The following is a 24100-nucleotide window of genomic DNA, read 5'->3' on the forward strand; positions in this document are numbered from 1 at the left end:
CTTGCAGGTTGCCCGACGAGGGCTCAGCCGAGCCCCAGTTCGCGCCAGATGCGCGTGACGGCGCGGCGCTCGTCGTGGAATTGATCCCCACTCACCACTCCGGGCAGCTTCTGCAGTGACTGTCGGTGCGCCGCCGCGCGGTAGGCCTTGTAGGCGTCCTGCAGCAGCCGGACCTCATCGCCGGTCATCAACCCGGCCTGCTCCAACCCATCGAGAATGCGGATGTTATCGGTGTAGCGCAGCAGCTCAGGATGCTCATGCGACCACGCCAAAGCCGCGTATTGCACCATAAATTCGATATCGACGATACCACCGGCGTCCTGCTTGAGATTGAACGGCGAGGCCGCCTCGAAGGCAGACTCGCTGGTGCCCCCGAGCGTAGCCGAGGTACCGAGGCTGTCGCGCATCTTCGCGCGCATCTCGCTGACCTCCTGGCGCAGCATGTCCAGATCGCGAGGCCGCCCGAGCACCGCCGCCCGCACGCGCTCGAAGTCGTTGCGCAGGCGCTCGCAGCCGACCAGCACGCGGGCGCGGACCAGCGCCTGATGTTCCCAGGTCCAGGCCTCCTGCTGCTGGTAGCGCTCGAAAGCGCCGAGCGAGCTGACCAGCAACCCCGAGGCACCGGACGGTCGCAGGCGCATGTCCACCTCGTAGAGCTGGCCGGAGGTGGTCTGAGTGGTGAGCAGGTGGATGATGCGCTGGCCTAGGCGGGTGTAGAACTGCGCGCCGTCGATGGGCTTGGTGCCATCGGTTTCGGCGGTGGGATCGCCGTCATGGATGAACACCAGGTCAAGATCCGAGCCGTGGCCGAGTTCGATACCGCCGACCTTGCCATAACCCACGATGACGAATGCCGGATCGCAGGGCGAGCCGTCGCTGCGCCGCGGCTGCCCATGGCGCGCCACCATGTGGCGCCAGGCCAGGGTCAGCACCTCGTTGAGGATCGCCTCGGCCAGCCAGGTCAGATAATCGCTGACCTTCATCAACGGCAGCGTGCCGGCAATTTCCGAGGCAGCGACGCGCAGGCGGTGCGCCAGCTTGAAATGCCGCAGCGCCTCCATCTGCTGCTCGAGATCTTCTTCGGGGATGCGCATCAGCCGTTCGCGCAGCTCGGCCACCAGCTCCGGCGCCTGCGGCGGGTTGTAGAGGCGTCCGGCATTGAGCAGCTCGTCGAGCAGCAGCGGGAAACGGGTAATCTGTTCGGCAACCCAGGGGCTCGCGGCGCAAAGCTCGAGCAGGCGCTGCAGCGCGCCGGGATTTTCCGTCAACAGCACCAGATAGGCCGAGCGGCGGGCCACCGCCTCGACCAGCGGCAGGACGCGTTCGAGTACCAGATCCGGGTCATCCTGTTCGACTGCCTGAGCCAGCAGCCGTGGAATGAAGGCATCCAGACGCTCACGTCCCAGCCGCTGCATGGTGCGCACCTGGCTGCCATGGCGCAGCGCGACCAGGCGCTGGCAGGCCAGGGCGCCATCGCGAAAGCCCGCCTCGCCGAGCTGCCGGCAGGCGTACTCCTCGTCCCACTCCTGCTGCCAGAGCGGCATCCATTCGTCGACGGCCAGTACGTCGCCTTCGCTCTCCTCGTCCTCGTTCGGATCGGCGATGACCTGGCGGAAATGCCAGTCGATGCGTCCGCGCCAGTGCAGCAAACGTTCGTGGAAGGCATCCCAGTGCTCGAAGCCGAGCATGAAGGCCAGACGATCGCAGTCGGTCTGGTTGTCGGGCAGCATCTGCGTCTGCCGGTCGGCGATCGCCTGCAACGCATGTTCGACGTAACGCAGGAAGCAGTAACCCTCGCGCAGCTCGTCCACGGCCGCGGCGGGCAGGTAGCCCTGCCCGGCCAGGGTGGCCAGCACCTTGAGCAGCGAACGTTCCTGCAGGCTGAGATCGCGCCCGCCATGGATCAGCTGGAACGCCTGAGCGATGAATTCGACTTCGCGGATGCCGCCAGCGCCAAGCTTGATGTTCGCCGCCATGCCCTTGCGCCGCACTTCCTGCTGGATCAGTTGCTTCATGCTGCGCAGCGCTTCGATCGCGGAAAAGTCCAGGTACCGGCGATAGACGAAGGGCCGCAACATCTCCAGCAGTTCGCGACCGGCCTGCTGGTCACCGCCGACCACGCGCGCCTTGATCATCGCGTAGCGCTCCCAGTCGCGCCCCTGATCCTGGTAGTACTGCTCCAGTGCATTGAAGCTCAGCACCAACGCGCCGGAGGAACCGTAGGGGCGCAACCGCATGTCGACGCGAAAGACGAAGCCGTCGACGGTGATGGCATCCAGCGCCTTGATCAGCTTCTGCCCCAGGCGCACGAAGAATTCCTGGTTGTCCAGCGAGCGCTTGGCACCAACCGTCTCGCCCCCTTCCGGGTAGCCGAAGATCAGGTCGATGTCCGAAGAGAGGTTCAGCTCGCAGGCACCGAGCTTGCCCATGCCGAGAATCACCATGTGCTGCGGCTCGCCGGAGCGTGCGCCAGTGGGCACGCCGAACTGCTGGCAGTGGCGCTCGTAGAGCCAGCGATAGGCCAGGTCGATGCAGGCATCGGCCATGGCCGAGAGGTCGCGGCAGGTTTCCGCCAGATCGGCCAGGCGGTTGAGGTCGCGCCAGATGATGCGCACCTGATGGCGGTTGCGGAAACGGCGCAGCGCGACCGCCAGCGACTCCTCGCTCTCGCACCCGGCGAGCTCCGTTTCGAGCAGCGTGCGCATTTCGTCCTTGCCGAGTGGGCGCTCGAGCAGACCGTCGGCGACCAGCTGCAGCAGCTGCCGCGGTTCTCGGCTAACCTGTTGGCTGACGAAATCGCTGGCAGCGCATGCCCGGGCGAAGGCCTCGCGACGGGCCTGCGGCCAGCTCTCGAAGGGCGGCGCCTGCAGGTCATCGAGGGCGCCGGCCGCCGCGAGGAACGACTCCTCGGCACGACGGACAAAGGACTGGAGCGCAGCAGGAACGGCGATCAGCGAAGGCAGGCTCATGGGGTACTTCCTTTCTCCGGGCGGGAAAAGCCAACAGCGCGGGCCAGAGCCTCGCAAGCGCCTGAGCCAGGGCCGGCGGCGTCGCTGCGGTTGTAGTTTTGCTACTAAAGAATCCCTGAGGGGGCTGAACACGGGCGGCGTTTTGTAGTAAAACTACATACGCCTGGTCCTACCCCCGGGCAGCATCCAAGAACATATAACGCACCCGCCCACAAAGCGGGATGCGAAGCAGGCAACCGATTCTGGAAGCCTTTCCGCCATGGAGCAAGCCATGCAAGATCTCGATCCCATCGAAACCCAGGAATGGCTGGACGCCCTTGAGTCCGTCCTCGACCGCGAGGGTGAGGAACGCGCTCATTATCTGATGACCCGGATGGGTGAACTGGCCAGTCGCAGCGGCACGCAGCTGCCCTATGCGATCACCACGCCATATCGCAACACCATTCCAGTCGCCCATGAGGCCCGCATGCCCGGCGACCTGTTCATGGAGCGACGCATCCGTTCGCTGGTCCGCTGGAACGCCCTGGCCATGGTCATGCGCGCGAACAAGCAGGACCCGGACCTGGGTGGCCACATCTCCACCTTCGCCTCCAGCGCGACGCTCTATGACATCGGCTTCAACTATTTCTTCAAGGCGCCGACCGAAGAACATGGCGGCGACCTGGTGTATTTCCAGGGCCACGCTTCGCCCGGCGTCTACGCCCGCGCCTTTCTCGAAGGCCGCATCAGCGAAGATCAGCTGAACAACTTCCGCCAGGAAGTGGACGGCAATGGCCTGTCCTCCTACCCGCACCCCTGGCTGATGCCGGAGTTCTGGCAATTCCCGACCGTATCCATGGGCCTGGGCCCGATCCAGGCGATCTACCAGGCGCGCTTCATGAAGTACCTGGAGCACCGCGGCTTCATCCCGGCGGGCAAGCAGAAGGTCTGGTGCTTCCTCGGCGACGGCGAGACCGACGAGCCGGAATCGCTCGGCGCCATCGCCCTGGCCGGTCGCGAGAAGCTCGACAACCTGATCTTCGTGGTCAACTGCAACCTGCAGCGCCTCGACGGCCCGGTGCGCGGCAACGGCAAGATCATCCAGGAACTGGAAGGCAACTTCCGTGGCGCCAACTGGAACGTGATCAAGGTGATCTGGGGCCGCCTGTGGGACCCGCTGTTCGCCAAGGACGACAACGGCGCCCTGCAGCGCCGGATGGACGAGGTGGTCGACGGCGACTACCAGAACTACAAGGCGAACAATGGCGCCTTCGTGCGCGAGCACTTCTTCGCCACCCCGGAGCTCAAGGAAATGGTCAAGGACCTTTCCGACGAGGAAATCTGGAAGCTCAACCGTGGCGGTCATGACCCGTTCAAGGTCTATGCGGCCTACCACAACGCGGTCAACCACCAGGGCCAGCCGACCGTCATCCTGGCCAAGACCATCAAGGGCTATGGCACCGGCTCCGGCCAGGCGCAGAACATCACCCACAACGTGAAGAAGGTCGACCTGGAAAGCCTGAAGGCCTTCCGCGACAGCTTCGGCATCCCGATCCCGGACGACCAGCTCGAGGCGCTGCCTTTCTACAAGCCCGAAGCCGACAGCCCGGAGATGAAGTATCTGCTCAAGAGCCGCGAGAAGCTCGGTGGCTTCATGCCACAGCGCCGCGCCAAGAGCTTCAGCATCCCGACGCCGCCGCTGGAGACGCTCAAGGCCATCCTCGATGGCTCCGGCGACCGCGAAATCTCCACCACCATGGCCTTCGTGCGCATCCTGGCGCAGCTGGTCAAGGACAAGGACCTGGGCTCGCGCATCGTGCCGATCATTCCGGACGAGGCACGTACCTTCGGCATGGAGGGCATGTTCCGCCAGCTCGGCATCTACTCCTCGGTCGGCCAGCTGTACCAGCCGGTGGACAAGGACCAGGTGATGTTCTACCGCGAGGACAAGAAGGGCCAGATCCTCGAGGAAGGCATCAACGAGGCCGGCGCCATGTCCAGCTGGATTGCCGCGGCGACCGCCTACAGCAACCACAACCAGCCGATGCTGCCGTTCTACGTGTTCTATTCGATGTTCGGCTTCCAGCGCATCGGCGACCTGGCCTGGGCGGCTGGCGACAGCCGGGCGCGCGGCTTCCTCGTCGGCGGCACCTCGGGGCGTACCACGCTCAATGGCGAAGGCCTGCAGCACGAGGATGGCCACAGCCACATCCTCGCCTCGACCATTCCGAACTGCCACAGCTATGACCCGACCTACGGCTACGAGCTGGCGGTGATCATCCGCGAAGGTATCCGTCGGATGGTCGAGCAGCAGGAAAGCGTCTTCTACTACCTGACGGTGATGAACGAGGCCTACCAGCAGCCAGCCATGCCCGAAGGCGTCGAAGAAGGCATCATCCGCGGCATGTACCTGCTCGAGGAAGATGGCAACGACAAGCCGCTGCGTGTGCAGCTGATGGGCTCGGGCACGATCCTGCGCGAGGTGCGCGAAGCGGCGAAGATCCTGCGCGACGACTTCGGCGTCGCCGCCGACGTCTGGAGCGTTCCAAGCTTCAACGAGCTGCGCCGCGACGGCCTGGCGGTGGACCGCTGGAACCTGCTGCACCCGACCGAGACGCGCCGCAAGTCCTACGTCGAGCAGTGCCTGGAAGGCCGCAAGGGCCCGGTAGTGGCCTCAACCGACTACATGAAGCTGTTCGCCGACCAGATTCGCCAGTGGGTGCCGACAAAGGAATACCGTGTCCTGGGTACCGACGGCTTCGGTCGCAGCGACAGCCGCAAGAAGCTGCGTCACTTCTTCGAGGTCGACCGCAACTGGGTCGTGCTGGCAGCCCTGGAACAACTGGTCGCCCGCGGCGATATGGAAGCCAAGGTACTGGCCGATGCCATCGCCAAGTTCGGCATCGACCCTGAAAAGACCAATCCCCTGGACTGCTGAGGAGCGAACAAATGAGTGAGTTGATTCGCGTACCCGACATCGGCAGCGGTGAGGGTGAAGTCATCGAGCTGTTCGTCAAGGTCGGCGACCGCATCGAGGCCGATCAGAGCATCCTGACCCTGGAGTCGGACAAGGCCAGCATGGAGATCCCCGCGCCGAAGGCCGGGGTGATCAAGAGCCTGAAGGTCAAGCTTGGCGACAAGCTCAAGGAAGGTGACGAGCTGCTGGAACTGGACAGCGAGGACGGCAGCGCCGCCGAGCCACCAGCAGCTGCAGCCAGCGAGCCGGCCAAGCCGGCCGAAGAGGAAGCGCCGGCCCCCGCCGCCGAGGCGCAGGCTCCGGCCGCCGCTGCGGCAGGCACCGAGCAGAGCCAGGAGATCAAGGTGCCGGACATCGGTTCGTCCGGCAAGGCCAAGGTCATCGAGGTTCTGGTGCAGGTCGGCGACCAGGTCGAAGCCGACCAGTCGCTGATCACCCTCGAGTCGGACAAGGCCAGCATGGAGATCCCCTCGCCGGCTCCCGGCGTGGTGGAAAGCCTGACGGTCAAGCTCAACGACGAGGTCGGCACCGGCGACGCCATCCTCACGCTGAAGGTCAAAGGCAGCGCGCCGGCTGCGGCCGAGCAACCGGCCGCCGCACCGGCCCAGGCGCCTGCGGCGCCGCAGCAGAAGCCAGCCGAGCCGCCGGCACAGGCAGCTAGTGCCGCGGCACCGGCGCAGCCGGCTGCCGCACCCAGCCGCGACGGCGCGAAGGTCCATGCGGGCCCGGCAGTGCGCCAACTGGCGCGCGAGTTCGGTGTCGAGCTGGCAGCCGTGAACGGTAGCGGTCCGAAGGGCCGCATTCTCAAGGAAGACGTGCAGCAGTACGTCAAGAGCATGCTGCAGCAGGGCGCGCCGAGCACGGCTGCCGCCAGCGGCGCCGCCATTCCGCCGATTCCGGCAGTGGATTTCAGCAAGTTCGGCGAGATCGAAGAAGTCGAGATGAGCCGCCTGATGCAGATCGGTGCGGCGAACCTGCACCGCAGCTGGCTCAACGTGCCGCACGTGACTCAGTTCGAGTCCGCCGACATCACCGAACTGGAAGCCTTCCGTGTGGCGCAGAAGGCGGTCGCCGAAAAGGCCGGCGTCAAGCTCACCGTACTGCCGCTCTTGCTCAAGGCCTGCGCGCACCTGCTCAAGGAGTTGCCGGACTTCAACAGCTCGCTGGCTCCGAGCGGAAAGGCGCTGATCCGCAAGAAGTACGTGCACCTGGGCTTCGCGGTGGATACTCCCGATGGCCTGATGGTCCCGGTGATTCGCAACGTCGACCAGAAGAGCCTGCTGCAACTGGCTGGCGAAGCCGCTGAGCTGGCAGAAAAGGCGCGCAGCAAGAAGCTCTCGCCGGATGCCATGCAGGGCGCCTGCTTCACCATCTCCAGCCTCGGACACATTGGCGGGACCGGTTTCACGCCGATCGTCAATGCGCCGGAGGTGGCGATCCTCGGTGTCAGCAAGGCCACCATGCAGCCGGTATGGGATGGCTCGGCGTTCCAGCCGCGCCTGATGTTGCCGCTGTCGCTGTCCTACGATCACCGCGTGATCAACGGCGCCGCTGCAGCGCGCTTCACCAAGCGTCTGTCGGAGCTGCTCGCGGACATCCGTACGATGCTGCTCTGAGGCAGGCTCGCGCAAAAAGAAGACCCGCCAACTGGCGGGTCTTTTTTTGCTCGCGGGTCAGCGCCGAACCGCTGTCAGCCCTTTTGCAGGTTGCGAATCAGGAACGACAGCGCCTTGGCCAACTCCGCAGCGCCCTGTTGGTCGCGCATGATGCGTACCAGCGGCTCGCCGTCGGCGGGGCTGCTCACGGTGCAGGAGGGTTCCTGCTCCAGGCAGCGATATTCCAGATAAGGATCGAGGCCGAACACCGACAGGCTGCGATTGCGCACGGCGACCTCGCTACCCGGGCCGCGGCGCTCTTCGCGCACGCGCAACTGGCCGGGCGAGCCGAGATCGAGCCGATAGAGCACATCCTGGGCATCAGCCTGGCCAACCTGGTAACCGGCACGCAGCGCATAGGTTTCCAACAGGCCGTTGCCGTGCGCCAGCAGGGCCTGGCGATCACTGGTGGTGAGGTACAGCCTGCGTAGCTCGGCCAGGTAACGTGCCGACTCTTCGGAGCTCAACTGAAGCGGTTCGGCAGCCGAAGCGCAGAGCATCACAGAACCCGCAATCGCTGCCGTGAATATCCTTGCCAGCCGACTTGTCAGTCCCTGTCGCATAATGCACCCTTGCCTCTGGTTAGTATCAATTGGCTATCGTCAGATGCTAGAGGCCATTTGGCCAACTCGGTCAGCATACTGGAAGCGAACCGCTCGATGAAAATACATACCGATGCCGCCAGCCGCCTGGCGACCGAGGTTGTGACGCAGTTGCCAGTGCCCTCGCGCCTTGGCTTGCTGCGTTTCGAGCGGCTGAACGAGGCCAGCTGGGCACTGCTCTATCTCGATCCGGCATGCGAACAGCAGATGGGTGTCGCCGCCAGCGAGCTCTGCTCGCTGACCGAATCGCCGTATGCCAGCCTGATGGAGCCCTCGGTCCGTCATCGACTGCACGAGCAGATCCAACAGCAGCTGGTTCATGAAAACCACTACCGGGTCAGCTACTGCCTGCATTGCCCCACGGGCACCCTGGAGGTCATCGAAGTCGGCGAGCAGAGCCACCGATATGGCCGAGAACTGCTGGTCGGTTATCTCATCGCCGGTCGCCAGGCAGATTTGCAGCTGGCGATCGAAGCGGAATCGGCGGGCCAGCCCGCCTCGCTCGACGAGTCGCTGGCCACACCCGAGCTGGACCAACTGTTGCGTTCGCGCGCTCAACAGGCGCTGATCGTGCGGCTGGCGCGGCACCGTTACTGCTCGTCGAACCCACAGCTCGAGGCCGCGCAACTGATCACCCAGGCCGCCGTCGAAGCCTTCGACGTGGGGCGAGCGGCGATCTGGCATCTCGACGGCAGCCGGGCCGAAGCCGTTGCGTCCTTCCTGCGCGAGGATGACAGTTTCGAATACCCCGCCCATGTCGATCTGTCGCCCAGCCCCGGTTATCTCGACGCACTGCATAACAGCCGCACGCTCGAAGCCAGCGATGTCGCCGACGACCCCCGCCTCGAAGAACTGAATCGAACTTTTTTCGCCCCGCGCGGCATTCGTTCGATCCTTCACGCAGCCATCCGGGTCGGCGGCGAGGTCGCCGGCATCCTGTGTCTTCAGCACAACGGCGCACCGCGCAACTGGCAACCCGACGAGATCACCTTCGCCGGCGAGCTGGCCGATCAATACGCCCAGGTGCTGGCCAACCAACAGCGGGTCAGCGCGACCCACCGCTTGCAGCTGTTTCGCCGCGCCATCGAACAGAGCGCCAGCGCCTTCATCCTTGTCGATCGCGACGGCAGGGTCGAGTACGTCAACCCTAGCTTCACCGGCATCACGCAGTTCTCTGCGGACGAGGTGTGCGGCCGACGCCTGACCGAGCTGTCGGCCATGGAGAACCTCAGCGAACTGCTGTTCGACACCTCTTCGACACTCAGCCATGGCAACAGCTGGCAAGGCGAATTCCGCAGCCGGCGCAAGAACCTGGAGCCCTACTGGGGCCAGCTGTCGATCTCCAAAGTATTAGGTGAGGATGGCGAGCTGACGCACTACATCGGCATCTACGAAGACGTCACCCACAGCAAACTGGCGCAACAGCATATCGAGCGACTGGCCTATACCGATAACCTCACCAGCCTCAGCAACCGGCCGTTTTTCATCCGCAGCCTGGAGGAGCGCTTTGCCGGTAACCGCGAGCCCAGGCTCTGCCTGCTCTTGGTCGACATCGATAACTTCAAGCGGATCAACGACAGCCTCGGCCATCAGACGGGCGACAAGTTGCTGTCGAATCTCGCCCGCCGGCTGCGCAACAGCCTGGCGAGCGGCACGGTGCTGGCACGCTTCGCCAGCAACGAGTTCGCCATCCTGCTGGACGACCAGGAGGTCGACGACGCCCTTCGCTTGGCTGATCAGGTTCTGCATACCCTCGACCGGCCGCTGTTCGTCGACAAGCAGCTGATCAGCGTCAGTGCCTCGCTGGGCCTGGCCTGCGCCCCGTTGCACGGACGCGATCCGGAAACCCTGATGAAGCATGCCGGGCAGGCGCTGCACAAGGCGAAAGCCAACGGCAAGAACCAGGTCCAGATCTTCACCGAGGCGCTGCATGCCGAGGCCAACTACAAGCTGTTCGTGGAAAACAACCTTCGCCGCGCGTTGAACCAGAACGAGCTGGAAGTGTTCTACCAGCCGAAGCTGTGCCTGCGCAGCGGCCGCCTGCAAGGACTGGAAGCCCTGCTGCGCTGGAATCATCCGGAGAAGGGCATGATCCGTCCGGATCAGTTCATCAGCGTCGCCGAAGAAACCGGCTTGATCATCCCGATCGGCAAATGGGTCGTGCGCGAGGCCTGTCGCATGGGTGTATGGCTGGCTTCCAGCGGCCATGGGGCGCCGCAGATCGCGATCAACCTCTCGCCCAAGCAGTTCTCCGACCCCGATCTGGTCGCTTCCATCGCGACCATCCTGCGCGAGGAAAAGCTGCCGCCCAGCCAGCTCGAGCTCGAACTCACCGAAGGGCTGCTGCTGGCCGCCACCCAGGAAACACGGCAACAGCTCATCGGCCTGAAGGCACTGGGCCTGACGCTTGCCATGGATGATTTCGGGACCGGCTACTCGTCGCTGAGCTACCTGAAGAAATTCCCGATCGATGTCATCAAGATCGACCGCAGCTTCATCAAGGACATTCCGGACAGCCAAGACGACATGGAGATCACTTCGGCGGTGATCGCCATGGCCCACAATCTGCGTCTGAAAGTCGTGGCCGAGGGCGTGGAAACGGCCGCGCAGCTGCGCTACCTGCGCAGCCAGCGCTGCGACATTGGTCAGGGCTATCTGTTCGACCCCCCGATCGCCGGCAAGCTGCTCGCCGAACATCTGCGCCGCTATCCGAACTGGTTGTAACACCGCGCGACATCCGCCGGTCCGCATTCGGCTTTCACCGTCGCGCCAGCTTGGGTAGCCTTGAGCGATCGACCGATACCGAGGCCACCGACATGACACTGCGCTCGCAGATTCTCGTTCACCGTCAGGCGTTGCCAACCGCGGAGCAGGCCCTGCCCGGACGTTCGACGCCCATGCCGGTGCCTGGCAGCCATCAGGTCAACGGCCATCCGCTCACCGGCCCGTTTCCGGACGGCTATGGTCGGGCGCTATTCGCCATGGGTTGCTTCTGGGGTGCCGAACGGCGCTTCTGGGAACAGCCGGGCGTGTGGGTCACTGCGGTCGGCTACGCGGGAGGAATTACGCCCAACCCCACCTATGAAGAAGTCTGTTCCGGTCTGACCGGCCATACCGAGGCGGTGCTGGTGGTGTTCGATCCCGGCGTCATCGAGTACGGCCAGCTGCTCAAGCTGTTCTGGGAATCGCACGACCCCACCCAGGGCATGCGCCAGGGCAACGACATGGGAAGCCAGTATCGTTCGGCGATCTACTGTACCGACGCCGCGCAACTTGCCCAGGCGCTCGATAGCCGCCAACGCTTCCAGCAGCAGCTGGACCGCGCCGGCTTCGGGCCCATCACCACGGAAATCGCCGACGCCCCGACGTTCTACTACGCCGAGGCCTACCACCAGCAATACCTGGCAAAGAATCCCGGTGGCTATTGTGGACTAGGGGGCACGGGCGTCTGCCTGCCCTGAGAAGGCCGGGATTAACGCGGCGGAAAAAGAAAACCCCGCGTTAGCGGGGCCTTTGCAGACTGAATTCCGACATCCGTGATCTGCGCCTCCATGGCGCTTTCCTTCTGGTTTCCTTGTTGTGCTAGGCGCGTTTCCCTGCGCAACGTCCATGTGCAAGTAGCCTAACCCGGCGGCCTTGTGAGCCAACAGTCGCCATCTTGCATCGCGCGATGTAAGCCATCACCTACAAGCTCGCCGTCCGTAGCGAAGGCTATAGGCGATGGCTTACATGCACTCGGGTTAAGACTCGACTGATGGCGATATCGTTCCACAGGCTGGCGAAATAATTTCAGGATGCCTTCAGATTAAGTCTCAGAACTGCCCTGCCTCCAGGAGATAGAGCGACTCGCTGCCGGCGCGCACGCTCGCCGTGAGCGAGTGAATCCTTGGCAGCAGACGGGCAAAGTAGAAGCGCGCGGTGGCCAGCTTGCCCTGATAGAAGTCGTCGCCGTCTCGCCCCATTGCGGCCTTGGCCATCAGCGCCCACATGAAGGCATAGGCGGTGTAGCCGAACACGTGCAAGTACTCGACAGACGCGGCGCCGATCTCGTTTGGCGAACGCTTGGCTTCCTCGAGCAGCCAGCCGGTCAGCTCATCGAGGTTGTTCAACGCGGCCTCGAGTGGCGCGGTGAATTCGGCCATCTCGGCACCCGCCGAACCGATGAACGCCCGAATGTCCTCAACGAACGGCCGGTAGAGCTCGCCGCCGCTACCCACCACCTTGCGCCCCAGCAGATCGAGCGCCTGGATGCCGTTGGTGCCCTCGTAGATCTGCGTGATGCGGCAGTCGCGCACCAGCTGCTCCTGCCCCCATTCGCGAATGAAACCGTGACCGCCAAACACCTGCTGGCCATGCACGGTCGTTTCCAGCCCCAGATCGGTCAGGAAGGCCTTGGCCACTGGCGTAAGCAGAGCGACCAGCGCATCGGCACGCTGGCGGGCCTCGGTGTCTTCGCTGAACTTGGCGATATCCAGCTGCATCGCCACGTAGGTGGAGAATGCGCGACCGCCTTCGTTCAGCGCCTTCATGGTCAGCAGCATGCGACGCACATCCGGATGCACGATGATCGGATCGGCCGCCTTGTCCTGCGCCACCGGGCCGGTCGGCGCACGGCTCTGGATACGTTCGCGGGCGTACTCGATGGCGCTCTGGTAGGAGCGCTCGCCGGTCGCCAGACCCTGGATGCCTACGCCCAGGCGCTCGTAGTTCATCATGGTGAACATCGCCGCCAGCCCCTTGTTCGGCTCGCCAACCATCCAGCCGGTGGCGCCGTCGAAGTTCATCACGCAGGTAGCCGAGGCCTGGATACCCATCTTGTGCTCGATCGAGCCACACGACAGCGCATTGCGCTCACCCAGCGAGCCATCTTCGTTGACCAGCACCTTCGGCACGAGGAACAGCGAAATACCGCGCGAGCCGGCCGGCGCATCCGGCAGCTTGGCCAGCACCAGATGGATGATGTTCTCGGTCAGGTCGTGCTCGCCCCCGGTAATGAAGATCTTGGTGCCACTGACCTTGTAGCTGCCATCGGCTTGCGGCTCGGCGCGGGTCCGGATCATCCCCAGGTCGGTGCCGGCGTGCGGCTCGGTCAGGCACATCGAGCCGGCCCAGACGCCGGCGTACATGTTCGGCAGATATTTCTGCTTGAGCGCTTCGCTGGCGTGGGCGTAGATCGACAGGCAGGCGCCCGAGGTGAGCATCGGATACAGGCCGAAGGCCAGGCTCGCCGAGTTCATCATTTCCTCGACCTGCGCCGAGATCGCTTTCGGCATGCCCATGCCACCGTAGGCTGGGTCACCGCCCACACCGACCCAGCCACCCTCGGCATAGAGTCGGTAGGCCTCGGGATACCCGGTCGGTGTACTGACCTTGCCGTCCTGCCACCGACAACCCTCCTCGTCACCGCTGCGGTTGAGCGGGGCAATGGTACCGGCAGTGATCTTGCCGGCCTCCTCGAGGATGGCGTCGGCGGTTTCGGCATCCACCACGTCGGCGAGTGCTGGCAGGCTCTGCCAGAGGCGGGGAAGGTCGAAAACCTCGTTGAGCACGAAACGCATGTCGCGCAGCGGCGCTTTGTAATCAGCCATGGGAAATCCTCGCAAGACGCTTATCGACAGCCTTGAACAGGCCGGTCTCCGGAGTCTAACTGAACAACCAATACCGAATTAAGCGTCTTTTTGTGACCGCATGGTTTTGTATGGTCACCGAATAGCCCTAGCGGTCGAACAGCGGCCGCTCGCCCGTACGCACTGCGCCACGGCCGGCGCCGTGGACGCGAACGCAGTTGCGACCGGCCTTCTTGGCGGCGTACAGCGCCTGATCGGCCGCCTTGATCACGCCCTCGGCGCTGCGCTGCTCGCCGAGGCCCGCCGCCACTCCGATACTGATGGTCACCGACACGCTCGCTGCCGCCGCTCGGCCACGGGCTTGCCGGCCCAGCCGATCGTCGCTTGGGCGCTTGCCACGATCGCGCAACTGCAACGGATACTCCTCGATGGCCTGGCGTACGCTCTCCAGGTAAGGCAGGCATTGCTCTATACAGCGCCCGGGAAACAGCAGGGTGAACTCCTCACCGCCATAGCGATAGGCTCGGCCACCGCCCCCGACCTTGCTCAGCCGGCTGGCAACCAGGCGCAGCACCTGGTCACCGACATCATGTCCGTGCGTATCGTTGAAGGCCTTGAAATGATCGACATCGGCCATCGCGACCACATAGCTGCGCCCCAGCCGCTGCAGTCGCTCGTTCAGTGCCCGACGCCCGGGCAGGCCGGTCAGTTCGTCGCGAAATGCCATCAGGTAGGCTTCGTGCGCTATAGCTTCCACGAGCATCAGCATCGCGTGGCTCGCCAGTACATTCAGCGCGAAGGGCCAGGCAAAAGTCTGCGGCAGCATGAACAACAGCGTACCCAGCGCGACCAGGCCGGCCGCATGCGTCGGGCGTGGTTGACGCAGGTACTGAACCAGCAGCACGACCCAGGCCAGCAGAAACGCCGGATACGCCAGCTGGATCAGCGTCAGCCAGGGGAGCTGCAGCATCGGCCAGCGGATCTCCACCAGCCAATCGTGCATGGCGAGCGGGAAGCGCTGCGCCAGCGCAGCCGCCATCACCGTTACGATGAACAGCACCGCAGTTCGGGCAAGTGCCTCCTGCAACAAATGAGTGCGCTCGCGCCAGGCGCCGAACAGACCATATAGCAATGGCAGCAGCAGGCTGCAGAGATGAAAGGTCAGCGCCGCATCGGGCCGTAACTGTCCACTGGCCCGGTAATGGTCGACCTGGTTGTCGAGCAGGAAATAGGCGAGGTAGATCACCGCCAGCATGAAGCCTTCGCGGATCCGCCCGTAGCTCAGGCAAAGGGCGGTACCGAGCAGCAGGAGCAGAGTCGGCAGCACGTTGTACAGCGACGCGAAGAATTCGCTCAGGGCGGGCTGGCGCGCCATCACCAGCCCGGTGACGAGCAGGGCCGCGGGAGCCGCGAAATGGGATGGGCGAAACGCGTGCGGGCGTGACACAAGCTGACCGTCAGGTTGTGGAGGCTGGCATTTTGCCCTCACCCGACTGGCAAGGCACGTGACGCCTTGGCAAAAAACCAGATGAAATGAAAAAGGCCGCTGCAATGCAGCGGCCTTTGCTCGACGCCTTCGTCCTCAGAAACCGAGGGCGAAGTCCTCTTCAGCCATATCCATCAGGTTGTCCGCGCCGGAAAGGATCGCCGCCACATGCGCACGGGTGCGCGGCAGGATGCGCCCGTAATAGAAGCGCGCGGTCTGCAGCTTGGCCTTGTAGAAGCCCTCCTCCTCGGTGCCGGCGGCGAGTTTCTCGGCCGCGACACGCGCCATGTCGGCCCAGAAGTAGGCCAGGCAGGCGTAGCCGGAGAACATCAGGTAATCCACCGAGGCAGCGCCTACTTCCTCACGGTTCTTCATCGCCGCCATGCCGATCTTCATGGTCAGCTCGCCCCACTCCTTGTTCAGCTGCGCCAGCGGGCCGACGAATTCCTGGACGGCTTCGTTGCCTTCATTGGCCTGGCAGAACTTGTGAACGATCTTGGTGAAGCCCTTGAGCGCCTCGCCCTGGGTCATCAGCACCTTGCGGCCCAGCAGATCGAGCGCCTGGATCCCGGTGGTGCCTTCGTACAGACAGGAGATGCGGCTGTCGCGCACGTTCTGCTCCATGCCCCACTCGGCAATGAAGCCGTGGCCGCCGTAAATCTGCACGCCGTGGTTGGCTGCCTCGAAGCCGACTTCGGTCATGAATGCCTTGGCAATCGGAGTCAGGAACGCCAGCATCGCGTCGGCCGCCTTGCGCTGCTCTTCGTCGGCGCTGCGCTGCATGACGTCGACCTGCTTGGCCGCGAAGTACAGCATCGCGCGGTTACCTTCGGCGAAAGCCTTCATGGTCAGCAACATGCGGCGCACATCAGGATGCACGATGATCGGGTCGGCTGCCTTCTCCGGCGCCTTCGGCCCGGTCAGCGAGCGCATCTGCAGACGCTCACGGGCATAGGTAATTCCGCCCTGGAAGGCGACTTCAGCGTGCGCCAGGCCCTGCAGGGCAGTACCCAGGCGGGCGGTGTTCATGAAGGTGAACATGCAGTTCAGGCCCTTGTTCGGCGGGCCGATCAGGAAGCCGGTAGCGCCGTCGAAGTTCATGACGCAGGTAGCGTTGCCGTGGATGCCCATCTTGTGTTCGATCGAACCGCAGCTCACGCCGTTGCGCTCGCCAACCTCGCCTGCCGCGTTGGGCAGGAACTTCGGCACGATGAACAGCGAGATGCCCTTGGTACCTTCCGGCGCATCGGGCAGGCGAGCCAGCACGATGTGGACGATGTTCTCGGCCATGTCATGCTCACCAGCGGAAATGAAGATCTTGGTGCCGGTGACCTTGTAGCTGCCATCAGCCTGAGGCTCAGCCTTGGTGCGCAGCATGCCCAGGTCGGTGCCGCAATGCGGCTCGGTCAGGCACATGGTGCCGGTCCACTGGCCGGAGACCAGCTTGGTCAGGTAGGTCTGCTGCTGCTCGGGGGTGCCATGCTCGTGCAGGGTGTTCATCGCGCCGTGCGACAGCCCCGGGTACATGCCCCAGGACCAGTTGGCTTCGCCGATCATTTCGCTCATGGCCATGCCGAGCGACTCCGGCAGCCCCTGGCCACCATGCTCGACATCATGCGCCAGGCTCGGCCAGCCGCCTTCGACGAACTGCTGGTAAGCCTCCTTGAAGCCGGTCGGCGTCTTCACCCCGGTCTCGGTCCAGGTGCAGCCTTCGGTGTCGCCGACGCGATTCAGCGGTGCCAGGACCTGCTCGCAGAACTTGGCGCCTTCTTCGAGGATGGCGTTGACCATGTCCGGGGTGGCGTCTTCACAACCCGGCAGGCTCTGATAGTGCGCCTCGTAACCGAGCAGCTCGTCGCGTACGAAACGAATATCGCGCAAGGGGGCCTTGTAGTCGGGCATAGCGTAAACCTCAGCGGTTGGTTCTAGTCTGCTGACCGGCAAGCGGTCATGGCGTATGGAGGTGCTCCAACGGAGCGACCATCATCAAACAGGTGTTTGAAACATACGTTTATGGCAGAGCGAATGTCAAGCAGGGGCCATGACGCCGTTCATCGCCTTTCAGAGAGAAATGGGAGGGAAAAACGCCTCGGGAGGCGAGGCGGCTCAGGCCTGAGTGTCGATCAGCGTACCGAGCACTTCATCGGCGCTGCGGATCATGCGCACCGCAGCCATGGCATCGTATTGACCGCCGCGCAACTCGAGCATCTGCTCGCCGAGGTCGGTCAGTGCCAGGGAATTGCTCACAGCTGGCACAGCGGAAGTGGCGATGGCTGCACCGGCGTCGTCGATACGCCGCTGCCCGGCCTGATAGGCCGCCAGCGCCGAACCAAGAAAGCTGTTGATCTGCATGGCCATGCTCGTGAAGTCGTTCTGCCAGCATTCAAGCAGGCATTGGCACGCCCCGCAACCCGGCGTGCCGGATGCGGCTCACGATTCCGCCGATATCGCGATGCCCAACGGCGCCAGCGTCACGTGTTTCGCCACCGTCGAGGCATCCGGGTCTTCCAGCCACGGCACCGTACCCAGGCAGGGTGCGGGCATCAGCTCGCCGAGCGTGGCGAGATTCTCCGCCAATCGTGAGGTATGCGGATCGACCACATTGGCGATCCACCCAGCAAGGGCAAGGCCGTCGCGGTGGATCGCCTCGGCCGTGAGCAAGGCGTGGTTGATGCACCCCAGCCGCACCCCGACGACCAGCAGCACAGGCAACTGCGACGCGACCGCAAGGTCGGCCAGGGTTTCCCGACCGCTCAGCGGTACGCGCCAGCCACCGGCACCTTCGACGAGGGTGAAATCGGCCCCGCGCGCCAGCACGCGCTCGATGCCCGGTCGCAGGGTCGCAACGCTCAGTTCGACTCCTGCCTCTCGGGCGGCGATGTGGGGAGCGATGGCGGGCTCGAAAGCCAGTGGGTTCACCGCCGAATAGTCCAGCGGCGGATTGCATTGCGCCTGCAGCGCCAGCGCATCGTCGTTGCGCAGGCCCGCGACGGTGTACCAGGAACCCGAAGCGACAGGCTTGACCGCCGCCGTGGACAGCCCGGCCAGACGCGCGGCGCAGAGCAGGCCTGCGGCGATGGTGGTCTTGCCGACATCGGTATCCGTGCCGGCGACGAAAAAGGCTTTCATGCACTTATCCCGTACGAAAAAGATGCCGCTCACTGGCGCTTGCGCAGCACGCCATAGATCGCCTGATAGGTCGCCGGCAGCCCGCTGGCACACCGGAACGACTCATAGGCGGCAACCAGCGCGCGAACGCGGGCGCGCCCGGTGAGGCCACCCGGGCGGCCTGGGTTCAGATTGTGCGCACCGAGCGCCTTGAGTTCCTGGGTCAGCTGACGCAGGTCATCGAAATAGAGGACCTCGGGGCGAACCTGCAGACTGACCAGTTGCAGACCGCTGGCCTCGCAGAGTGCGCGGTACACCGCCTCGCTACGGAAACGGTTGACGTGGGTAAAGCCATCGACGCGCTGCCAGCTGTCACGCAGCTCAGCCAGTGTCCCGCTGCACAGGCTGCTGAAGGCAAACACTCCGTTGCTGCGCAGCACCCGGTGTGCCTCGCCGAGCACCGAGGAAAAATCCTCGCACCACTGCAGCGCCAGGCTGCTGAAGATCAGATCGGTGCTATCCGCGCGCATCGGCAGCGCTTCGGCATCGCCGGCCACGAAATGCGTCGCGCCGCCACGCGGTCGTGCATAGCGCAGCATGCCCTCGGCGATGTCCAGGGCGACGCCCCGGGCCTCGGCAAAGCGCGAGTGCAGCGCGCGGGAGAAGTGCCCGGTGCCACAGCCCAGGTCGAGCCAACTGGACGGTTGCCAGTCACGCGGTAGGTCGGCCAGCAGCGTCTCGCCAACCCGTCGCTGCAGCTCGGCGACGGCATCGTAGCTGCTGGCGGCGCGGGAAAAGGATGCAGCGACCTGGCGCTTGTCGGGCAACGCGTGGGACGACAGCTCGGCCAAGTCAGTCCTCCTCGCCGCGCTGCATGAAAGCCAGCATCGCCGTTGCGATGTCCTCGGCACGCTCGAGTGGCAGCGCGTGGCTGGCGTTTTCGATCACATCGACCTCCACATCCGGTAGCCAGTCGAGCAGCGCCTGCGCAGCGGCGGCTGGCACCAGCGCATCATTGCCGGCGAACAGATGCAGCTGCGGGCCGACGAAGCGGCGCAGCGCCTCGCGCCCGTCGAGCGCAGCCAGCAGCTGCAGCCCGGCATCGAGCGCGGCGACCGGACACTCCAGGCGACTGACCTCGAGCTGCCGGGCCAGGGTGCGCGCATCGAAGCCGCCACGACTGGCCAGCAGGCTGAAGCGCTTTCGTGTCTCCTCAGGCCCCAGGCGAAATGCGGCATGAAAGGCCTCGAACACTTCCGCCGGCATCGCCGCGGGCCAATCGTCCCGACTGCGAAAGCAGGGGTTGCTGCACAGCGTGATCAGCCCGTTGCAGGCATCGCCTCGACGTGCCGCCAACTGTGTGGCCAGCATGCCGCCCAGCGACCAGCCGGCCAGCCAGCTGTCGGCTGGCAGCCGGGCATCGAGCTCATCCAGCCAGGCATCGGGATCACCCAGCGTCGGCAAGGAGACGATGTCCACCTGCAGATGCGGCCCCCGTTCGAGCAGCAGCTCGGCCAGGGGTTCCAGCGCGGCCGGGCCGAACGCCCAGCCAGACAACAGCATCAGTCGGTCACGCATCTTCAGCCTCCTTGACGAGTTGGCGCCAGCTCTCGGCCAGCGCCTGCAGCAGGCGCTCAAGCTGCGCTTCGCTGTGCGCCGCGCTGAGCGTGATGCGCAGGCGCGCACTGCCGGCCGGAACCGTTGGCGGGCGAATCGCCCCTACGAGGATGCCGCGCTCGCGCAGCAGGGCGGACAGCCGCAGCGCGCGCGCGCTGTCGCCGATCAACACAGGCTGGATGGGCGTCGGGCTGTCCATCAGGGTCAGCCCGATCTGCGCTGCGCCTTCGCGCAGACGCGCCACCAGCCGCTGCAGATGCTCGCGCCGCCAGCCCTCGCTACGCAGAAGTTCCATGCTCTTGAGTGTGGCACAGGCAACGGCAGGCGGCTGGCTGGTGGTATAGATGTACGGCCGGGCGAACTGGATCAGCGTCTCGATCAGCTCGTCGCTGCCGGCAACGAAAGCGCCGGCGGTTCCGAACGCCTTGCCGAGCGTGCCGACCAGTACCGGCACATCGTCCAGCTCGAGGCCGAAATGCTCGACGACCCCAGCGCCGCTGGCCCCCAGAGCCCCGAAACCATGGGCATCATCGACCATCATCCAGGCACCGTGCCGCCTGGCCTGGGCGCACAGCGCCGGGAGCTCGGCCAGGTCGCCATCCATGCTGAACACGCCATCGGTCACCACCAGCGTGCTGCCTTCGGCCTTGCCCAGGCGCTTGCCGAGGCTCTCGGCGTCGTTGTGCAGGTAGCGCGAGAAGCGTGCCCCGGAGAGCAGGCCGGCATCGAGCAGCGAGGCATGGTTGAGTCGGTCCTCGAGCACCGTATCGCCCTGCCCCACCAGCGCGGTAACCGCGGCCAGGTTGGCCATGTAGCCGGTGGAGAACAGCAGCGCGCGCGGCCGGCCGGTGAACTCGGCCAGCGCCTCCTCCAGTTCGTGATGCGGCCCACTGTGGCCGATCACCAGATGCGAGGCGCCGCCACCCACGCCCCACTTCGCCACGCCGTCCTGCATGGCTCGGATCACCTCGGGATGGTTGGCCAGCCCGAGGTAGTCGTTGGAACAGAAATTCAGCAGGCGCTGGCCATCGACCACCACCTCGGGACCCTGGGGGCTGGCAAGCAGCGGGCGCTGGCGATACAGATGCTCCGCGCGGCGGGCGGCGAGGCGGGCTTGAAGATCGAAGGGCATGTACGGTTACCGTAGGAGCGAGTCTGCTCGCAGACGAGGTCTGGCACCTGCTTCGCGCGCGAACTCGCTCCTACATAGAGGGCCGGTCAGGCAGTGGCGTCGTAGAACAGTTTGGAATCGCGCTGCTCGATCAGCGCCTGCTCGATCGCCGCCTGGTGCACCTCGTCGTCATGCTCATGGCGCTCCTCGGGCTGGATGCCCAGGCGCTTGAACAGCTGCATGTCCTTGTCGGCCTGCGGGTTGCCGGTGGTCAGCAGCTTCTCGCCGTAGAAGATCGAGTTGGCGCCGGCGAAGAAGGCCAGGGCCTGCATCTGCTCGTTCATCTGCTCGCGCCCGGCGGACAGGCGCACATGGGATTTCGGCATCATGATGCGCGCCACGGCGAGCATGCGGATGAAGTCGAACGGATCGACGTCCTGCTCTTCGGCCAGCGGCGTGCCCTTGACCTTGACCAGCATGTTGATCGGTACCGATTCCGGATGCTCGGGCAGATTGGCCAGCTGGATCAAAAGGCCGGCGCGGTCGTCCAGCGACTCGCCCATGCCGAGGATGCCACCCGAGCAGATCTTCATCCCCGCCTCGCGCACGTAGCTCAGCGTCTCCAGACGCTCGGCGTAGGTGCGGGTGGTGATGATGTTGCCGTAGAACTCCGGCGAGGTATCCAGGTTGTGGTTGTAGTAGTCCAGGCCCGCTGCGGCCAGGGCACGGGTCTGCTCCTGATCGAGCTTGCCGAGGGTCATGCAGGTTTCCAGGCCCATCGCCTTGACGCCCTCGACCATCTTCAGCACGTAGGGCATGTCCTTGGCCGACGGATGCTTCCAGGCCGCGCCCATGCAGAAGCGCGTCGAGCCGATGGCCTTGGCCTCGGCGGCGGCCTCGAGCACCTTCTGCACTTCCATCAACTTTTCCTTGTCCAGACCGGTGTTGTAATGGCCGGACTGCGGGCAGTACTTGCAGTCTTCCGGGCAGGCGCCGGTCTTGATCGAGAGCAGCGTGGAGACCTGCACGCGGTTGGCGTCGAAATGCTGGCGATGCACCGTCTGGGCCTGGAACAGCAGGTCATTGAAGGGCTGGGAGAAGAGCGCCTTGACCTCCTCGAGGGTCCAGTCGTGGCGAATGACGGAAGCGGACGTGGCGCTCATGGCTGTTCCTTGTAATAAATAGCGGCTCGCGGGCCTGGCACGGATGCGGAATGGTTAGCCAAGGCCCCGGAGCTGTCAACCAGGAATGGAATCATGGTTTACAAGTGGCTAACTATTGAGCAATTTTGCCTATTGTGTGACGAGGCCATCGGCGACGGAGCGTTTTGCCACGCCTGTGAACGAGAGCTGCCCTGGCTTGCCGGTCACTGTGCGATCTGCGCCCTGCCACTGCCGACCGCGGGCCTGGCGTGTGGTGAATGCCTGCGCCATCCGCCCGCCTATGATCGGGTGGAGGTGCCCTGGCGCTTCGCCTTTCCGGTCGACACCCTGATCAATCGTTTCAAGCACCAGGCGCGCTGGCCTCTGGGTCGCGTCCTGGCCGACGGCCTCGCGGGCCATCTGCGGCACGCCTTCAGCGAAGGGCTCGAACGCCCGGATGCGCTGCTGCCGGTGCCGCTGGCGCGCCGGCGTCTGCGCCAGCGCGGTTTCGACCAGGCCAGGATGCTCGCCGCCTGGCTGGGTGCATCGCTGGCACTGCCGGTCGACACGACCCTGCTGCGACGCAGCCAGGACACCGCACCGCAGCAGGGGCTGGATGCGGCCAGTCGCCGGCGCAACCTGCGCCACGCGTTCACCCTGGCGAGCGATGCCCAGGTGCGCGGGCGGCACTTCGCCCTGGTCGACGACGTGCTCACCACCGGAGCTACCGCCAGCACACTGGCACGCCTGCTCAAGCGAGCCGGCGCGGCGCGGGTGGACGTCTACTGCCTGGCCCGAACGCCCAAGCCGGGGGATTGAGTGTGTCGTCGTGCACGGTGGAAATCGCTGCGCGAGATTCACGCCCTACGTACACTGCACGGCCCAACTCGCGGAGCCGGTCATGTCCCATCCCTTCGACAACCTCACCCCCGACCTGGTCCTCGATGCCGTGGAAAGCCTCGGCTTTCTCAGCGACGCCCGTGTACTGGCGCTCAACAGCTATGAGAACCGCGTCTACCAGGTGGGCATCGAGGATGCCGAACCGCTGATCGCCAAGTTCTACCGCCCCGCCCGCTGGAGCGATGCGGCGATCCTCGAGGAGCACCAGTTCAGCCTGGAGCTGGCCGAACATGAGGTGCCGGTGGTGGCGCCGCTCGCGCGCAACGGTACGACGCTGTTCGAACACGCCGGCTTTCGCTTTGCCCTGTTCCCGCGGCGTGGCGGTCGTGCGCCAGAGCCGGGCAACCTCGATCAACTCTATCGCCTCGGCCAATTGCTCGGGCGCCTGCATGCGGTGGGCGCCAGCCGGCCGTTCGCGCACCGCGAAAGCCTCGGCGTGCAGAACTTCGGCCATGATTCGCTCACCACCCTGCTCGAGGGCGACTTTGTCCCCCGCAGCCTGCGCCCGGCCTATGAATCGGTGGCACGCGACCTCCTCAAGCGGATCGAGGACACCTTTGCCCAGGTGCAATTCACGCCGATTCGCCTGCATGGCGACTGCCACCCGGGCAACATCCTCGCCCGCGACGAAGTCTTCCACCTCGTCGATCTGGACGATTGCCGCATGGGGCCGGCCGTACAGGACCTATGGATGATGCTCGCCGGCGAGCGTCACGAACGGCTCGGCCAACTGGCCGAACTGGTGGATGGCTACCAGGAATTCCACGATTTCGCCCCGCGCGAGCTGCCGTTGATCGAGGCCCTGCGCGCCCTGCGGCTGCTGCATTACAGCGCCTGGCTGGCGCGGCGCTGGGACGACCCGGCGTTCCCCATGAGCTTTCCCTGGTTCGGCAGCGAGCGCTACTGGGGCGACCAGGTGCTGATCCTGCGCGAGCAGATGTCGGCGCTGCAGGAAGAGCCGCTCAGACTGTTCTGAGGACGGCCTAG

At 64.9% G+C, this 24100-nt stretch carries 17 protein-coding genes; 6 read left to right on the top strand and 11 right to left on the bottom strand.

Going from position 1 to position 24100, the window contains the following annotated elements; genetic code table 11:
- Positions 1-23 precede the first annotated feature (23 nt).
- Positions 24-2969 carry a bifunctional [glutamate--ammonia ligase]-adenylyl-L-tyrosine phosphorylase/[glutamate--ammonia-ligase] adenylyltransferase gene (gene glnE / locus CL52_RS18205; protein ID WP_043222255.1) on the bottom strand — a complete coding sequence of 982 codons (2946 nt, stop codon included), beginning with the start codon at positions 2967-2969 and terminating at the stop codon, positions 24-26.
- A 271-nt stretch (positions 2970-3240) separates the two neighbouring features.
- Between glnE and aceE the strand changes: the two genes are divergently transcribed.
- Positions 3241-5886 carry a pyruvate dehydrogenase (acetyl-transferring), homodimeric type gene (aceE, locus tag CL52_RS18210; RefSeq protein WP_043222256.1) on the top strand — a complete coding sequence of 882 codons (2646 nt, stop codon included), beginning with the start codon at positions 3241-3243 and terminating at the stop codon, positions 5884-5886.
- A gap of 11 nt (positions 5887-5897) precedes the next feature.
- Entirely contained in the window at positions 5898-7541 is a 1644-nt protein-coding gene (gene aceF, locus CL52_RS18215; RefSeq protein WP_043222258.1) for a dihydrolipoyllysine-residue acetyltransferase, read from the top strand.
- Positions 7542-7615: 74 nt separating this feature from the next.
- Here aceF and CL52_RS18220 read toward each other — a convergent pair whose 3' ends face one another.
- Complete coding sequence (locus tag CL52_RS18220; protein ID WP_043222261.1) at positions 7616-8080, bottom strand: hypothetical protein; 465 nt, start codon at positions 8078-8080, stop codon at positions 7616-7618.
- A gap of 159 nt (positions 8081-8239) precedes the next feature.
- Here CL52_RS18220 and CL52_RS18225 point away from each other — a divergent pair, with 159 nt between their 5' ends.
- Positions 8240-10906 (top strand): putative bifunctional diguanylate cyclase/phosphodiesterase, encoded by a 2667-nt coding sequence (locus CL52_RS18225; RefSeq protein WP_043223320.1) that lies wholly within the window; start codon positions 8240-8242, stop codon positions 10904-10906.
- Between the two features lie 92 nt (positions 10907-10998).
- Complete coding sequence (msrA, locus tag CL52_RS18230; RefSeq protein ID WP_043222263.1) at positions 10999-11643, top strand: peptide-methionine (S)-S-oxide reductase MsrA; 645 nt, start codon at positions 10999-11001, stop codon at positions 11641-11643.
- A gap of 351 nt (positions 11644-11994) precedes the next feature.
- Here msrA and CL52_RS18235 read toward each other — a convergent pair whose 3' ends face one another.
- The 9 genes from CL52_RS18235 to bioB form a co-directional block, all read right to left on the bottom strand.
- Complete coding sequence (locus tag CL52_RS18235) at positions 11995-13770, bottom strand: acyl-CoA dehydrogenase C-terminal domain-containing protein (protein WP_041108228.1); 1776 nt, start codon at positions 13768-13770, stop codon at positions 11995-11997.
- Positions 13771-13897: 127 nt separating this feature from the next.
- Complete coding sequence (locus CL52_RS18240) at positions 13898-15196, bottom strand: GGDEF domain-containing protein (protein WP_043222265.1); 1299 nt, start codon at positions 15194-15196, stop codon at positions 13898-13900.
- 135 nt (positions 15197-15331) lie between these two features.
- On the bottom strand, positions 15332-17137 hold the full coding sequence (locus CL52_RS18245) for a phenylacyl-CoA dehydrogenase (RefSeq protein WP_041108230.1): 1806 nt from the start codon (positions 17135-17137) through the stop codon (positions 15332-15334).
- Positions 17138-17341: 204 nt separating this feature from the next.
- Positions 17342-17587, bottom strand: a complete 246-nt coding sequence (locus tag CL52_RS18250; protein ID WP_041108231.1) for a hypothetical protein — start codon at positions 17585-17587, stop codon at positions 17342-17344.
- A 78-nt stretch (positions 17588-17665) separates the two neighbouring features.
- Positions 17666-18364 carry a dethiobiotin synthase gene (gene bioD, locus CL52_RS18255; protein ID WP_043222267.1) on the bottom strand — a complete coding sequence of 233 codons (699 nt, stop codon included), beginning with the start codon at positions 18362-18364 and terminating at the stop codon, positions 17666-17668.
- Between the two features lie 29 nt (positions 18365-18393).
- Entirely contained in the window at positions 18394-19194 is an 801-nt protein-coding gene (gene bioC, locus CL52_RS18260; RefSeq protein WP_043222271.1) for a malonyl-ACP O-methyltransferase BioC, read from the bottom strand.
- 1 nt (position 19195) lies between these two features.
- Positions 19196-19921 carry an alpha/beta fold hydrolase gene (locus tag CL52_RS18265; protein WP_043222274.1) on the bottom strand — a complete coding sequence of 242 codons (726 nt, stop codon included), beginning with the start codon at positions 19919-19921 and terminating at the stop codon, positions 19196-19198.
- Positions 19914-21092: an 8-amino-7-oxononanoate synthase gene (bioF, locus tag CL52_RS18270; protein ID WP_043222277.1), complete on the bottom strand. Its 1179-nt coding sequence runs from the start codon at positions 21090-21092 to the stop codon at positions 19914-19916. The genes CL52_RS18265 and bioF overlap by 8 nt, the downstream gene beginning before the upstream one ends.
- Positions 21093-21178: 86 nt before the next feature.
- Positions 21179-22234, bottom strand: a complete 1056-nt coding sequence (bioB, locus tag CL52_RS18275) for a biotin synthase BioB (protein WP_041108240.1) — start codon at positions 22232-22234, stop codon at positions 21179-21181.
- 93 nt (positions 22235-22327) lie between these two features.
- On the opposite strand from bioB, the gene CL52_RS18280 reads away from it, so the two are divergent.
- Positions 22328-23032 (top strand): ComFC family protein, encoded by a 705-nt coding sequence (locus tag CL52_RS18280; protein WP_043222279.1) that lies wholly within the window; start codon positions 22328-22330, stop codon positions 23030-23032.
- Between the two features lie 82 nt (positions 23033-23114).
- Positions 23115-24089 (top strand): serine/threonine protein kinase, encoded by a 975-nt coding sequence (locus CL52_RS18285; RefSeq protein ID WP_041108244.1) that lies wholly within the window; start codon positions 23115-23117, stop codon positions 24087-24089.
- The last annotated feature ends 11 nt before the right edge of the window (positions 24090-24100 follow it).

Origin of the sequence: Stutzerimonas balearica DSM 6083 (assembly GCF_000818015.1) — a bacterium.
In the GTDB taxonomy this organism is placed as follows: Bacteria; Pseudomonadota; Gammaproteobacteria; order Pseudomonadales; family Pseudomonadaceae; genus Stutzerimonas; species Stutzerimonas balearica.

Excerpts from the sequence above, each read along its gene's own strand:
- glnE (WP_043222255.1), bottom strand. The coding sequence starts at position 2,969 with ATGAGCCTGCCTTCGCTGATCGCCGTTCCTGCTGCGCTCCAGTCCTTT.
- aceE (WP_043222256.1), top strand. The coding sequence starts at position 3,241 with ATGCAAGATCTCGATCCCATCGAAACCCAGGAATGGCTGGACGCCCTT.
- aceF (WP_043222258.1), top strand. The coding sequence starts at position 5,898 with ATGAGTGAGTTGATTCGCGTACCCGACATCGGCAGCGGTGAGGGTGAA.
- CL52_RS18220 (WP_043222261.1), bottom strand. The coding sequence starts at position 8,080 with ATGCTCTGCGCTTCGGCTGCCGAACCGCTTCAGTTGAGCTCCGAAGAG.
- CL52_RS18225 (WP_043223320.1), top strand. The coding sequence starts at position 8,240 with ATGAAAATACATACCGATGCCGCCAGCCGCCTGGCGACCGAGGTTGTG.
- msrA (WP_043222263.1), top strand. The coding sequence starts at position 10,999 with ATGACACTGCGCTCGCAGATTCTCGTTCACCGTCAGGCGTTGCCAACC.
- CL52_RS18235 (WP_041108228.1), bottom strand. The coding sequence starts at position 13,770 with ATGGCTGATTACAAAGCGCCGCTGCGCGACATGCGTTTCGTGCTCAAC.
- CL52_RS18245 (WP_041108230.1), bottom strand. The coding sequence starts at position 17,137 with ATGCCCGACTACAAGGCCCCCTTGCGCGATATTCGTTTCGTACGCGAC.
- CL52_RS18250 (WP_041108231.1), bottom strand. The coding sequence starts at position 17,587 with ATGCAGATCAACAGCTTTCTTGGTTCGGCGCTGGCGGCCTATCAGGCC.
- bioD (WP_043222267.1), bottom strand. The coding sequence starts at position 18,364 with ATGAAAGCCTTTTTCGTCGCCGGCACGGATACCGATGTCGGCAAGACC.
- CL52_RS18265 (WP_043222274.1), bottom strand. The coding sequence starts at position 19,921 with ATGCGTGACCGACTGATGCTGTTGTCTGGCTGGGCGTTCGGCCCGGCC.
- bioF (WP_043222277.1), bottom strand. The coding sequence starts at position 21,092 with ATGCCCTTCGATCTTCAAGCCCGCCTCGCCGCCCGCCGCGCGGAGCAT.
- bioB (WP_041108240.1), bottom strand. The coding sequence starts at position 22,234 with ATGAGCGCCACGTCCGCTTCCGTCATTCGCCACGACTGGACCCTCGAG.
- CL52_RS18280 (WP_043222279.1), top strand. The coding sequence starts at position 22,328 with ATGGTTTACAAGTGGCTAACTATTGAGCAATTTTGCCTATTGTGTGAC.
- CL52_RS18285 (WP_041108244.1), top strand. The coding sequence starts at position 23,115 with ATGTCCCATCCCTTCGACAACCTCACCCCCGACCTGGTCCTCGATGCC.